Origin of the sequence: Pseudomonas sp. NPDC089734, from assembly GCF_044748865.1 — a bacterium.
In the GTDB taxonomy this organism is placed as follows: Bacteria; Pseudomonadota; Gammaproteobacteria; order Pseudomonadales; family Pseudomonadaceae; genus Aquipseudomonas.
Map to the genome: position 1 here is coordinate 61,849 of NZ_JBIVGV010000010.1, position 13,766 is coordinate 75,614.

General features: G+C 58.3%; 13 protein-coding genes. 4 read left to right on the plus strand and 9 right to left on the minus strand.

The features are described 5' to 3' along the window. Positions 1-104 precede the first annotated feature (104 nt). The 5 genes from carA to grpE form a co-directional block, all read right to left on the minus strand. Positions 105-1,241, minus strand: coding sequence for a glutamine-hydrolyzing carbamoyl-phosphate synthase small subunit (carA, locus tag ACIPY9_RS14510; protein ID WP_400702260.1), 1,137 nt, complete (start codon positions 1,239-1,241; stop codon positions 105-107). Between the two features lie 273 nt (positions 1,242-1,514). Continuing rightward, positions 1,515-2,318: a 4-hydroxy-tetrahydrodipicolinate reductase gene (gene dapB, locus ACIPY9_RS14515; protein WP_400702263.1), complete on the minus strand. Its 804-nt coding sequence runs from the start codon at positions 2,316-2,318 to the stop codon at positions 1,515-1,517. A gap of 21 nt (positions 2,319-2,339) precedes the next feature. Beyond that, positions 2,340-3,473 (minus strand): molecular chaperone DnaJ, encoded by a 1,134-nt coding sequence (gene dnaJ / locus ACIPY9_RS14520; protein WP_400702266.1) that lies wholly within the window; start codon positions 3,471-3,473, stop codon positions 2,340-2,342. Between the two features lie 322 nt (positions 3,474-3,795). Next, a complete protein-coding gene (dnaK, locus tag ACIPY9_RS14525) occupies positions 3,796-5,712 on the minus strand; it encodes a molecular chaperone DnaK (RefSeq protein WP_400702269.1) in 1,917 nt (638 codons plus the stop codon). A gap of 102 nt (positions 5,713-5,814) precedes the next feature. Continuing rightward, positions 5,815-6,378: a nucleotide exchange factor GrpE gene (gene grpE, locus ACIPY9_RS14530; RefSeq protein WP_400702272.1), complete on the minus strand. Its 564-nt coding sequence runs from the start codon at positions 6,376-6,378 to the stop codon at positions 5,815-5,817. 249 nt (positions 6,379-6,627) lie between these two features. Here grpE and recN point away from each other — a divergent pair, with 249 nt between their 5' ends. Beyond that, positions 6,628-8,301 (plus strand): DNA repair protein RecN, encoded by a 1,674-nt coding sequence (gene recN, locus ACIPY9_RS14535; RefSeq protein WP_400702275.1) that lies wholly within the window; start codon positions 6,628-6,630, stop codon positions 8,299-8,301. 51 nt (positions 8,302-8,352) lie between these two features. Here recN and fur read toward each other — a convergent pair whose 3' ends face one another. Continuing rightward, positions 8,353-8,760 (minus strand): ferric iron uptake transcriptional regulator, encoded by a 408-nt coding sequence (fur, locus tag ACIPY9_RS14540; RefSeq protein WP_025258484.1) that lies wholly within the window; start codon positions 8,758-8,760, stop codon positions 8,353-8,355. A 98-nt stretch (positions 8,761-8,858) separates the two neighbouring features. Between fur and ACIPY9_RS14545 the strand changes: the two genes are divergently transcribed. Further along, a complete protein-coding gene (locus tag ACIPY9_RS14545) occupies positions 8,859-9,380 on the plus strand; it encodes an outer membrane protein assembly factor BamE (protein WP_400702278.1) in 522 nt (173 codons plus the stop codon). A 62-nt stretch (positions 9,381-9,442) separates the two neighbouring features. Here ACIPY9_RS14545 and ACIPY9_RS14550 read toward each other — a convergent pair whose 3' ends face one another. Both ACIPY9_RS14550 and ACIPY9_RS14555 read right to left on the minus strand, forming a co-directional pair. Beyond that, positions 9,443-9,757, minus strand: coding sequence for an RnfH family protein (locus ACIPY9_RS14550; protein WP_400702281.1), 315 nt, complete (start codon positions 9,755-9,757; stop codon positions 9,443-9,445). Beyond that, positions 9,750-10,184, minus strand: coding sequence for a type II toxin-antitoxin system RatA family toxin (locus ACIPY9_RS14555; protein ID WP_400702284.1), 435 nt, complete (start codon positions 10,182-10,184; stop codon positions 9,750-9,752). Before ACIPY9_RS14555 ends, ACIPY9_RS14550 begins: the two co-directional genes overlap by 8 nt. A gap of 170 nt (positions 10,185-10,354) precedes the next feature. On the opposite strand from ACIPY9_RS14555, the gene smpB reads away from it, so the two are divergent. Beyond that, positions 10,355-10,837 (plus strand): SsrA-binding protein SmpB, encoded by a 483-nt coding sequence (gene smpB / locus ACIPY9_RS14560; protein ID WP_400702287.1) that lies wholly within the window; start codon positions 10,355-10,357, stop codon positions 10,835-10,837. A 66-nt stretch (positions 10,838-10,903) separates the two neighbouring features. Here the strand turns inward: smpB and ACIPY9_RS14565 are convergent, their stop codons facing one another. After that, positions 10,904-11,671, minus strand: coding sequence for an FCD domain-containing protein (locus ACIPY9_RS14565; protein WP_400702290.1), 768 nt, complete (start codon positions 11,669-11,671; stop codon positions 10,904-10,906). A 396-nt stretch (positions 11,672-12,067) separates the two neighbouring features. On the opposite strand from ACIPY9_RS14565, the gene ACIPY9_RS14570 reads away from it, so the two are divergent. Beyond that, positions 12,068-13,759, plus strand: coding sequence for a lactate permease LctP family transporter (locus ACIPY9_RS14570; protein ID WP_400702293.1), 1,692 nt, complete (start codon positions 12,068-12,070; stop codon positions 13,757-13,759). Positions 13,760-13,766: the final 7 nt, after the last annotated feature.

Sequence of the window (13,766 nt, forward strand, 5' to 3'; positions counted from 1 at the left end):
AAGCCGTCTTGAACATTTCTTTGAGGTGACCGGGGTGGCAACAACCGGACTCGCTGTCCGGGGCCACACCGGGCACCTGCTTACTACATTCTCAAGGCAGCCGGTCAGCGACGCTTGGCCATGGCTTCGATAAAGCGGTCAAACAGAGGGGCCACGTCGTTCGGGCCCGGGCTGGCTTCAGGGTGGCCCTGGAAGCTGAACGCGCTCTTGTCGGTGCGTTCGATACCTTGCAGGGTGCCGTCGAACAGCGACTTGTGAATGGCGCGGACGTTGCCCGGCAGCGTCGCTTCATCAACCGCAAAACCGTGGTTCTGGCTGGTGATCATCACGACACCGGTATCCAGATCCTGGACCGGGTGGTTGGCACCGTGGTGGCCGTGGCCCATTTTCACGGTCTTGGCACCGGAAGCCAGGGCCAGCAACTGGTGCCCCAGGCAGATACCGAAAACCGGAATCTCGGTTTCCAGCACTTCCTTGATAGCCTTGATGGCGTAGTCGCATGGCTCGGGATCGCCAGGGCCGTTGGACAGGAAGACACCATCCGGGTTGTAGGCAAGCACATCGCTGACAGGTGTTTGCGCCGGAACGACGGTCACGCGGCAACCGCGCTCGACCAACATGCGCAGGATGTTCACCTTGACGCCGTAATCGTAGGCAACCACATGGTAAGGCAGCTCGGTAGCCGCGATTTCAGGGTGGCTGTCGGTTTTCAGGCTCCAGACACTGGAACGCCACTCGTAGCTTTCCTTGGTGCTGACCACTTTGGCCAGGTCCATGCCCTTGAGGCCCGGGAAGCCGCGAGCCGCTGCGATTGCAGCCTCTTCGGAAATGTTGTCGCCGGCCATGATGCAGCCGTTCTGCGCGCCTTTCTCACGCAGGATGCGGGTCAGGCGGCGGGTATCGATGCCAGCGATGGCAACGACGTTGTTGGCTTTCAGGTACTCGTCCAGTGGCTGCTTGTTACGCCAGTTGCTCGATACCAGAGGCAGGTCACGGATAACCAGGCCGGCCGACCATACGCGATTCGACTCGGCGTCTTCAGGTGTAGTACCTGTGTTGCCGATGTGCGGGTAGGTCAATGTCACGATTTGCTGGGCATAGGAAGGATCGGTAAGGATTTCCTGATAGCCGGTCATTGCGGTGTTGAACACCACCTCTCCAACGGTCTGACCGTCGGCTCCAATGGCTTCGCCGCGAAAAATGCTGCCATCAGCAAGGGCGAGTATGGCTGGCTTAGTCAAGAAGACCTCCCGTAAATAAAGCCTGAAAGGGCGTTCGCAGGTTGCAAAAAAGCGGAATGACGTAGATACGTCACCCCGCTTTCTTATCGAATCATCTGCGCGCTTTTAGTGGACACACTAAAGCTGTAGCTTACAGAAAAGGCTCATTTGGGTCTACCACCAATGAGCCTGAAAGACTGAGGAATGCGACAGAAGCTGTTTTTGACGCCTTTGCAAAAAGGGCGACACCCATGAATACACGGAGCATCGCCCTTTGATGCGCGTCTCAAACGATCAACGCAGCTCCAGCACGTCCTGCATGTCGTAGAGCCCTGGCGCCTTGCCATCGAGCCACATGGCAGCACGTACGGCTCCCTTGGCAAAGGTCATGCGGCTCGAGGCCTTGTGCGTGATTTCCACTCGCTCGCCATCGGCAGCGAACAGCACCGTGTGATCACCCACGACATCCCCGGCCCTGATGGTGGCAAAACCGATCGTCTCACGCTCACGCGCACCGGTCTGACCTTCACGACCATAGACCGCAACCTTCTCCAGATCACGCCCCAGCGCATTGGCAACCACTTCACCCATGCGCAGCGCCGTTCCGGAAGGTGCATCGACCTTGTGACGGTGATGAGCCTCGGTGATTTCGATATCGACATCGTCACCCAGCACGCGAGCCGCCGTATCCAGCAGCTTCAGGCAGAGGTTTACCCCTACGCTGAAGTTGGCGGCGAAAACGATCGGGATATCCCTTGCCGCGTCAGCCAGCTGCTGCTTCTCTTCAGCACTGAAACCTGTCGTCCCGATAATCATGGCTTTGCCAGCCTTGCGGCAGAACGCCAGGTTCTTGAGCGTTACCGAAGGGTGCGTAAAGTCGATCAGCACATCGAACTCATCGGCAACCCGTGCAACATCACCCGACAAGGGCACACCGATGCGCCCCAGCGCAGCCAGCTCACCGGCATCGGCGCCCACCAGCGTGCTATCGGGACGGTCGATGGCAGCCGTCAGCCCGGCACCCGGCGCCGACAGAACCGCCTCGATCAAGGTTTTACCCATGCGCCCGGCGGCGCCTACCACAGCAATACGTCGCATACCTAACTCCCGCTGTTGTGCTTACAGATCACCGAAGAAACGCTTCACACCCTCGAACCAGCCGCTGGCCTTGGGAGAGTGGGATTCGTCGCCTTCGAGCGAGGTACGGAACTCTTCAAGCAGCTCGCGCTGACGCTTGCCGAGATTGACCGGCGTTTCGACCGCTACGCGACACATCAGGTCGCCCGCGCCACCGCCACGTACCGGCGCAACACCCTTGCCGCGCAGACGGAACTGCTTGCCGGTCTGGGTGCCTTCAGGGATCTTCAACTTGACCCGACCATCCAGCGTCGGCACTTCAAGCTCGCCACCCAGGGCCGCATCAGTGAAGCTGATCGGCACTTCGCAATACAGGTGCTTGCCGTCGCGCTGGAAAATGGCGTGTTCACGCACATTGATCACAACGTACAGATCGCCGGTCGGCCCACCTTGAGTACCCGCCTCACCTTCGCCGGAAAGACGAATGCGATCACCGGTATCAACCCCTGGCGGCACTTTGACAGACAGCGTCTTGAACTCTTCGACACGCCCTTCGCCATGGCACGACTCGCAAGGATCGGAAATGATCTTGCCGTTGCCATGACAACGCGGACAGGTCTGCTGCACAGAGAAGAAGCCCTGCTGCATGCGCACCTGACCAATACCGCCACAGGTAGGACAGGTGACCGGCGAAGAGCCCTTCTTCGCGCCACTGCCATCGCAAGGCTTGCAATTGACCAGCGTAGGTACGCGAATGCTCACGGTCGTACCGCGAACAGCTTCTTCAAGATTCAGTTCAAGGGTGTAACGCAGGTCGCTGCCACGCTGGGCACCGCCACGACCGCCGCCACCGCGACCGCCGCCGAAGAAATCGCTGAACACATCCCCGAAAATATCGGAGAAGTTCGCGCCACCGGCACCGCCGCCGAAACCACCGCCACCCATGCTCGGGTCTACGCCGGCATGACCATACTGATCATAGGCCGCACGCTTGCTGGCATCGGACAGGACTTCATAAGCTTCGTTGGCCTCTTTGAACAGCTCTTCCGAGGCCTTGTCGTCAGGGTTGCGATCCGGGTGATGCTTCATCGCAAGACGGCGATAAGCCTTCTTCAGCTCAGCCTCGCTGGCACCCCGCTCCACCCCCAACACTTCGTAATAATCACGCTTTGCCATAATTCTTCCGCACTCTTGAGGACGTTCGGCAAAACCCTCCTGAGTCTTGCCAAACTCGTTGAGCCCCATACAGGCCCGGACCCAACTCACGTCATTTCAACGATCCTGGTCTTCGTCAACAGTCAGATGCCTGACCGAGAAAGCGGCAGAACAAGTCGCTACGCAGGAGCATTGCGACCTTGCCACATGGCGTGCGGGCATCACCCGCACGCTGAAATTTTGCCTGTTCCAGACACGCCAACGCGGGAGCAAGCTCCCGCGCGGCGACATCCTACCAGTCACCGCTCGGAACGGGTCAACTGGCTTTCAAGCAAGCCTGCGCTTACTTGTGGTCTTTCACTTCTTCGAACTCAGCGTCGACAACGTCGTCAGCCTTGGCCTTTTCTTCAGCAGGCTTGGCAGCTGCTTCAGGGTTTTCGGCCTGCTCAGCGTACATTTTCTGAGCGATTGGCGCGGAAACCTTGGACAGTTCCTCAACCTTGGCGTCGATGGCAGCCTTGTCGTCGCCCTTGACGGCCGCTTCCAGAGCAACCAGCGCAGCTTCAACAGCGGTTTTCTCTTCCGCAGTGACTTTATCGCCAGCGTCGGTGAGCATCTTGCGAGTCGAGTGAACCAGCGCGTCGCCCTGGTTGCGAGCCGAAGCCAGCTCCTCGAACTTGCGGTCTTCTTCGCTGTTGGCTTCAGCGTCGCGGATCATCTGCTGGATTTCTTCGTCCGACAGACCCGAGTTGGCCTTGATCACGATCGACTGCTGCTTGCCGGTCGCCTTGTCTTTCGCGCCGACGTGCAGAATGCCGTTGGCGTCGATGTCGAAGGTAACTTCGATCTGTGGAACACCACGTGGAGCCGGTGGAATCTCGGCCAGATCGAACTTGCCCAGGGACTTGTTCTGACCGGCTTGCTTACGCTCACCTTGCAGGACATGGATGGTCACAGCGCTCTGGTTATCATCGGCTGTCGAGAAAACCTGCGATTTCTTGGTAGGAATCGTGGTGTTCTTCTCGATCAGGGCAGTCATCACGCCACCCATGGTTTCGATACCCAGGGTCAGCGGGCTGACGTCCAGCAGCAGAACGTCTTTAACGTCACCGGCCAGTACCGCGCCTTGAATGGCAGCACCCATTGCAACGGCTTCGTCCGGGTTGACGTCCTTGCGAGCTTCCTTGCCGAAGAACTCGGTCACCAGCTTCTGGACCAGCGGCATACGAGTCTGACCTCCGACCAGAATCACGTCGTTGATCGAACCGATGTCGATACCGGCATCTTTCAGAGCAGTGCGGCAAGGCTCGATGGTGCGCTGAACCAGGTCTTCAACCAGCGATTCCAGCTTGGAGCGCGAGATTTTCACGTTCAAGTGCTTTGGACCGGTCGCGTCTGCCGTGATGTACGGCAGGTTGACGTCGGTCTGCATGCTGGAAGACAGCTCGATCTTGGCTTTTTCGGCAGCTTCTTTCAGACGCTGCATCGCCAGCGGGTCACCCTTGAGGTTCATGCCGCTTTCTTTCTTGAATTCGTCGACGAGGTAGTCGATCAGGCGAATGTCGAAGTCCTCACCACCCAGGAAGGTGTCGCCGTTGGTTGCCAGCACTTCGAACTGGTGCTCGCCATCCACTTCAGCGATTTCGATGACCGACACGTCGAAAGTACCGCCACCCAGGTCATAAACGATGACAGTGTGGTCGCCCTTCGCCTTGTCCATACCGTAAGCCAGAGCGGCTGCGGTAGGTTCGTTGATGATACGTTTTACATCCAGCCCCGCGATGCGACCGGCATCCTTGGTAGCCTGACGCTGGCTGTCGTTGAAGTAGGCCGGAACGGTGATGACCGCTTCGGTGACCGCTTCGCCGAGGTAGTCTTCGGCGGTCTTCTTCATCTTCTTCAGGATTTCGGCAGAAATCTGAGGAGGCGCCATTTTCTGGCCATTGACTTCAACCCATGCGTCGCCGTTGTCAGCCTTGGCGATCTTGTACGGGACCATCTGGATGTCTTTCTGGACGACTTCTTCCTCGAAGCGACGACCGATCAGACGCTTTACTGCGTACAGGGTGTTGTGCGGGTTGGTCACAGCCTGGCGCTTGGCAGACTGACCGACCAGGATTTCGCCGTCGTTGGCGTAAGCAATGATCGAAGGGGTGGTACGAGCGCCTTCGGCGTTCTCGATAACCTTGACGTTGCCGTTTTCCAGAATAGAGACGCAGGAGTTGGTAGTCCCCAGGTCAATACCGATAATCTTGCCCATCTTTGACTCTCCCGAAACTTTGATTTGGTTGCCGCAACTGCGTTTACAAATTGCGGTAGCTCTTAAACGCTTGGCCTATAAATGGGGGCCAGACAGCTGATTTCAAGCCTGCTCATCAATTGATGGCGAAACAGGCGACGGTGCCTTGCTGACCACGACCATGGCCGGGCGCAGCAGGCGACCGTTAAGCTGATAACCCTTCTGGAACACTTTCAGAACGCTGTTCGGCTCGACATCGGCGCTTTCCTGCATGGCCATTGCCTGATGATGCTCGGCATTGAATGGCTGGCCATGTGGGTCGATGGCTTCAAGCTGATAGCGCTTGAGGGTGTCGTTGAACATTTTCAGTGTCAGCTCGATGCCTTCGCGCATCGGACGGATGCTTTCGTCATCCGGGCTGGACAGGTCCAGGCCACGCTCGAGGCTGTCGACGATAGGCAGCAGATCGCCTGCAAACTTCTCAAGCGCAAACTTGTGAGCCTTTTCCACATCCTGTTCTGCACGACGACGTACGTTCTGCAGATCTGCAGCGACTCGCAGGGACTGGTCTTGCGCCGCAGCCAGTTGCTCCTCGAGCACTTGCACACGAGTTGCCAGATCATCACCCGAAGCGGTTTCGCCTGCCGGGTCCTGGGTCTGCGCATCCAGATTCTGTTCGTCAGCCATAGTGTTCTCCTCTCAAAAACGTCCGCGAACCCATCTCGCGCTTCTGCCCCCCTATATGGGAACGGATTTTCAGGCTTCAAGGGCCAGGTACGAGGTATCTGCGTATTGGCTGAAAAAATTTCTACAGCATCGATTACCGCAAGAACTAAAAAACCTCGCCAACCGATCAAATCGAGCTAAGTTCAAGCATTGTCAGCACTGAACAAAACACTGTATAAATAACCAGACAAATCGCTTGGGAGCCACTCCATGCTGGTGCACCTTTCCGTACATAACTACGCCATCGTTGAACACCTCGATCTGGAGCTGGATCGGGGCATGAGCGTAATCACTGGCGAAACCGGTGCCGGCAAGTCGATCATGCTGGACGCCCTGGGCCTGACACTCGGGGACCGCGCCGACAGCGGCGTCGTCCGTCCGGGAGCCGAAAAGGCCGACATCCTGGCCACCTTCGATCTGTCGGATATTCCCGAAGCGCAGAGCTGGCTGAAGGAACGCGACCTGGACAACGACGGCCCCTGCATATTGCGTCGGGTCATCACGGCCGAAGGGCGCTCCCGCGCCTACATCAATGGCACACCCTGCCCGCAAGGCGACCTGAAAGCCCTTGGCGAACTCCTGATCGATATTCACAGCCAGCATGAACATCAGTCGCTGCTGAAAACCGACACCCATCGCCGCCTGCTGGACGAATACGCCGGCGCGACAGACCTGGCCCGTCAGGTCCAGTTGGCCGCCCAGCGCTGGCGCCAGACCCGCCAGGAGCTTGAACGGCTTTCCAACTCCGGCGACGAACAGCGCGCCCGGCATCAACTGCTCAGCTATCAGCTTGAAGAGCTTGAAAGTCTGAGCCTGGGTGAAAACGAGCTGGAACAGCTGGAACAGGAACACAAGCACCTGACCAACGCGGAAAGCCTGCTGAGCATCTGCCGTCAGGTCGTGGAGCAATGCAGCGAGAGCGATTCGGGCAATGTCCTGAACGCCCTGACCGCCAGCCTGAACCGGCTGGGCAGCATCAATAACTCGCCTACCGCCCTGAGCGAAGCCACCGACCTGCTGTCCAGCGCACAGATCCAGATCGAAGAAGCCGTGGGCGAGCTCAACCGTTTCCTGGACCATTTCGACGCAGACCCCGCAAGACTTCAGCAGATCGAGGAGCGCCTGGACACCATCTACACTCTGGCTCGCAAGCACCGCATCCAGCCAACGGAAGTCATCAGCCTCCAACAGAAACTGCTGGATGAAATCGAAACGCTCAACGCCAACGACGAGTCCATCGAGCGCCTTGAATGTGAACTGGCCTCCTTCGCCCGCCACTATCAGGAAAAGGCCAGGGAACTGAGCGACCTGCGTCAGCGCGCATCAGGCGAGCTGGCTCACGCCGTCGAACAGGAAATCCAGCGCCTGGGCATGCCGGGCGGGCGTTTTACCATCGAGCTGAAACCGAATTCAGGCAACGACCTGCTGCCCCACGGCCTTGAACAGGTCGAACTGCTGGTCAGCGCCAACCCCGGGCAACCGCTCAAGGCTCTGGCCAAGGTCGCGTCGGGCGGCGAGCTGTCACGCATCAGCCTGGCCATCCAGGTCATCACCGCACAAACATCGCGAGTGCCGACCCTGGTATTCGACGAAGTGGATGTGGGGATCGGCGGCCCGACAGCAGAAATTGTCGGCCAGTTGTTACGTCGCCTGGGGGAGCGCGGGCAAGTCATGACCGTCACCCACCTTCCGCAAGTTGCAGCACAGGGCCATCAACATCTGTTCGTCCACAAGGTACGAGGCCAGGATGCAACCCGCACCGCCGTCTCAAAACTGAACAAGAATGAACGTATAGAAGAAGTGGCGCGCATGCTTGGCGGTATAGACCTGACCAAAGAGTCTCTGGCTCACGCGAAGAAAATGGTCGTGACCGCCAAAAACTGACCCGCCAAAAAGCACAAAGGCGACCCTGAGGTCGCCTTTGTCGTCGCAGGCTTACGCCTTTTTGTTACGCACGTAGAGCACAAGATTGTGATCTACCAGATCGTAACCGTGTCTCTCGACGATCGCTTTTTGAAGCTTCTCGATTTCCTCATCGAAGAACTCGATCACTTCGCCGGACTCCACATTGACCATATGGTCATGGTGGCCGCCATCGGCCAGTTCAAACACAGCATGACCGCCGTCGAAATTGTGGCGAACCACCAATCCAGCGGCTTCAAACTGAGTCAGAACACGGTAGACCGTGGCCAGGCCGACATCTTCGCTGGCCTCCATCAGAGCCTTGTAGACATCCTCGGCACTCATGTGGCGCTGCTCGGCAGAATCGAGCATTTGAAGGATTTTGACCCGCGGTAAGGTCACCTTGAGTCCTGCTTTACGTAGTTCGCTATTTTCAACCATGGTCAGCTTTCTCGCAGACGCTGCTTCGCAGCTTCTCTTAATGCAGGTATGATCCGGGTTTACGTTGTCCCAGCCAAGATAGTGGAAGTCGCCCACCGATGCAAAACACCAAGCTCTTGCTAACCAGTTTCACCCTTGTGGGACTGCTCGCACTCGCCGGTTGTTCATTCCCCGGGGTTTACAAAATCGACATCCAACAGGGAAATGTCGTCACGCAGGACATGATAGACCAGTTACGCCCCGGAATGACCCGGCGGCAAGTACGGTTTATCATGGGTAACCCCCTGCTGACCGATACATTTCATACCGATCGCTGGGACTACCTGTACAGTCTGCAGCCCGGAGGCGGTGAACGCCAGCAGGAACGCATCAGCCTTATATTCAATGGCAATGACCAGCTCGTCAGCCTGTCCGGTGACTTCATGCCCGGCGTAAGCCGCGACGAAGCCATTCTGGGTAACAGCAGTAACAAGGTGGTTCCGGCTGACAATCAGCCACAGCAAGCGCCAGAAGCGCCTGCCAAGCCTGGTTCGCTGCTCGATCAGATTCAAAAGGATGTCGACAGCGTCGAAACCGTTCCAGTACCGGTACAAGAACCTCTGGAAACGTCGCCGCAGTAATGTGCGCCACCCAACAAAAAGCCCGGCTCGCCGGGCTTTTTGCTATCTGCCAATCGGCGCGGTCAGCGCCCGTCATTCCTGTTCAAGCGTGCCTTGGCAGCTCGCAGACGCCGCACTTCCATGGGGTCGGCAAGCAGCGGACGATAGATCTCGATACGATCCCCGGCCTCAAGCACCCGCACTGACGGATCCTTCACCGCCTTGCCAAAGATCCCCACCGGGCATTGCTGCAGGTCCAGTTCCGGAAAATGATTCTGAATCCCCGAGGCGGCAAGCGCCTGTTGCACGGACGAGCCTGTCGGCACATCAATGGCAAGCAACAGCTGTCGATCAGCGGCGGCATACACCACCTCGACCCGGATCAAGACGTCAGACATGCAGCTCTTTGGCCCGCTGACAAAAGGCATCCACCAGCGTATTGGCGGCCTGATTGAACAGCGGCCCCAGGGTCGCACGCACAATCGAACCCGCATAATCGAAGGTCAGGTCCAGGCTGATCTTGCAGGCCTTTTCACCCAGCGGCTTGAATGTCCAGACGCCATGCAACTGATTGAAAGGCCCTTCCACCAGGTCCATCACGATGGACTCTCCGGGAACAAGGACATTGCGCGTTACAAATTTCTGGCTCAGGCCGCCTTTGGCCACCTCAAGGCTTGCCCGCATGTGCGTTTCGCTTTCCTCAAGCACCACCGCCGAAGAGCACCAGGGCAGGAACTCGGAATAACGGGCCACATCATTGACCAGGTCGTACAGAAACCGGGCCGGATACGGCAAGAGCGCCGAGCGCTGTATTTGCGTAGTCATGTGAGCGTCATTTCCAAAGCTGAGCGGCAAACATCACTGGAATGCCGAGCGGCGCCACAGAGCGCCTCAAAAGGAATATCGAGCGTGCATTGTCCGGGATTCAATCATCGTGCTCAAGCACACGCTTTCCCGTAGCCGACATTGAAGCAACTCCCTATAATGCGCCCCCTATGGCTAAGCTCAAGAAACATCCCACAGGGACCATCGCGCAAAATAAAAAGGCGCGTCACGATTACTTCATCGAACACAAGTTCGAGGCCGGTCTGGTCCTGGCCGGTTGGGAAGTAAAAAGCCTGCGTGCCAACAAGGTACAGCTGGTCGACAGTTATGTGCTGCTCAAGGATGGCGAAGCCTGGCTGATGGGCAGCCATATCACGCCGCTCAAGACCGCCAGCACGCACGTCATCGCTGACCCGACACGCACCCGCAAACTGCTGCTGAACCAGCGTGAGCTTGAAAGGCTCAACTCGTCCGTCCAGCAGAAAGGCTATACCTGCGTGGCCCTCTCCCTTTACTGGAAGCAGCACTTGATCAAGTGTGAAATCGCTCTGGGCAAAGGCAAGAAGGAATACGACAAGCGCCATACCGAGCGTGAGCGCGACTCCGATCGCGAGCTGCAACGTGCCGTGCGCTGCAAGGGCAAGGACGATTAAGCCCCCCCGTGGGAGCGAATTCATTCGCGAAGACCATTTTCGCGAATGAATTCGCTCCTACACGGTTCACATCTTGTTCCGACGCTCTGCCCTCGCCGTACGCTGAACCTCTTGCCGCACCTCTTCCAGCACCTCCTGCACATACAACAGGTGACGGCTGGAAATCTCGCGCGCATCCTCGCCACGCCCTTCGATGATCGCCCTATACAGATCACGGTGCTGCTTGATGAGCATGTCGCGGGTTTCGGTCCGCTGCTTGTACATCCCGCCGATATTGATCACCACATTGCGCTTGAGCAGGTCGAACAGGCCACGAATGGTATGCAGCAGAACGGTGTTGTGACTGGCCTCGGCAATCGCCAGATGGAAGCTGGCATCCGCCGCGCCCTCTTCGGCCCGACTCACTTCATCGGTACGCGCATAGCAATCCTGCAACGCATCGAACGCCACGCGCAGCCGCTCACGGTCCACATCCGTCGCCCGAATGGCCGCGTAATAGGCGCAGGAGCCTTCCAGGGTGCGACGAAACTCCAGCAGATCCCGCTGGGCATCGGGGTTACTTTCCAGAAGATGCAGCAAGGGATCACTGAAGGTCGAGCCCAGGTTCTCGACCACATAATTACCACCCCCCTGGCGGCTGACCAGTAACCCCTTGGCGGTCAGCTTCTGAATCGCTTCACGCAAGGAAGGGCGCGAAACGCCAAATTTTTCGGCCAACGCACGCTCGGCGGGTAAACGCCCGCCCGACTTGAGGGTGCCCTCCAGAATCATGCGTTCCAGCTGCTCGACAATATCGTCAGACAAACGGCGCTGACGCACCTGATCAAACCCCATAACCCCTCACTCCACATCCCCCGACTCGTTACCGGGAACGCACATTCTGGCCGATTGCCGCCTTTCAGGCACCTGCCAGATACAGCCGATGCACGCCTGATTTCCGAAGCGCCAGACGAAAGTCTTAGCGGGACAAATTGACACATCAGCTGTAAGGCTTCTAACCTAGCGACCAGACATTGTAAATTGGTATTACCAATTATCCAATGCCAGCGTTTGATGGCTGACCTCCATCGCGCTGCAAGACCTTTCGATCAGGAAGGCTTGAGCTGGTGAACTGTGCGATCCGTTCATCCACATCGACCAGGCGCTCACCCACCGTGATGCCGAACCGAAGCCATGCACGCAAGACACAGCACACCGGGCCTTACCAAAAACAATTAGGGGCCACCTACAATGCAGACCTGGCAACAACTCTATACACCTCTGGGCAGCCTGGGCCTTTCCGCCGCCGCTGCGCTCATCCCCATCGTTTTCTTCTTTCTGGCGCTGGCCGTGTTCCGGCTCAAAGGCCATATCGCAGGAAGCATCACACTGGCACTGTCGATTCTGGTCGCGATTTTCGCGTTCCAGATGCCTACAGACATGGCCCTGGCCGCTGCGGGTTACGGGTTCGCCTATGGCTTGTGGCCGATTGCCTGGATCATCGTCGCGGCGGTCTTTCTCTACAAACTGACCGTCAAGAGCGGCCAGTTCGAGATCATCCGCAGTTCGGTCATGTCGATTACCGACGACCAACGCCTGCAAGTGCTGCTGATCGGCTTCTGTTTCGGTGCGTTCCTGGAAGGTGCTGCCGGCTTCGGCGCACCCGTGGCGATTACCGCCGCTCTTCTGGTCGGGCTGGGGCTCAATCCGCTGTACGCAGCCGGTCTGTGTCTGATCGCCAACACCGCACCGGTTGCCTTTGGTGCGCTGGGCATTCCGATCATCGTGGCCGGTCAGGTTTCAGGGATCGAAGCCTTCAAGATCGGCGCCATGGCGGGCCGCCAGTTGCCGCTGCTGTCGGTGTTCGTGCCTTTCTGGCTGATGTTCATGATGGACGGCGTACGCGGCGTCAAAGAGACATGGCCTGCCGCCCTGGTGGCTGGCTTCAGCTTTGCGGTCACCCAATACTTCACGTCCAACTTCATTGGCCCTGAACTGCCGGACATCACCTCGGCACTGGTCAGCATCGTCTCACTGACGCTGTTCCTGAAAGTCTGGCAACCGCAACGCGCTTCGGACACGATCGTCGCCAGCGGCGGTTCGGCAGCGATCATGGGTGGCCCTGGCGGCTTCGGGCAGCCGCGCACCAGCGTGAAGTCGCCTTACAGCCTGGGCCAGATCATCAAGGCCTGGTCGCCGTTCCTGATCCTGACCGCCATGGTCACGGTCTGGACGCTCAAGCCGTTCAAGGCGCTGTTCGCCGCAGGCGGTCCTCTTCAAGCCTGGACCCTCAACATCGCCGTCCCGTACCTGGATCAACTGGTGATCAAGGGCGCACCGATTGTGGCCAAAGCCACCGCCATGCCAGCGGTCTACAAGTTCGACCTGATTGCCGCCTCGGGCACTGCGATTCTGTTCTCGGCCATCCTGGCCATGATCGTGTTGCGAATCAGCCTCAAGATTGGTCTGACCACTTTTAAAGAAACGCTGATCGAGCTGCGCTGGGCCATCGTCTCCATCGGCATGGTGCTGGCCTTCGCCTTCGTCATGAACTACTCGGGCATGTCTTCGACACTGGCCCTGGTTCTGGCCGGTACGGGTGCGGCGTTCCCGTTCTTCTCGCCGTTCCTTGGCTGGCTGGGCGTGTTCCTGACCGGCTCCGACACCTCGGCGAACGCGCTGTTCGGCTCCCTGCAAGCCACCACGGCTCACCAGATCGGCGTCAGCGATGTGTTGATGGTCGCCGCCAACTCCAGCGGCGGCGTGACCGGCAAGATGATCTCGCCGCAATCCATCGCCGTGGCCTGTGCCGCGACCGGGCTGGTCGGCAAGGAGTCGGACCTGTTCCGTTTCACCCTCAAGCACAGCCTGTTTTTCGCCACCATCGTGGGTTGCATCACCTACGCCCAGGCGTACTGGTTCACCGGCATGCTGGTTCATTAATCACTGA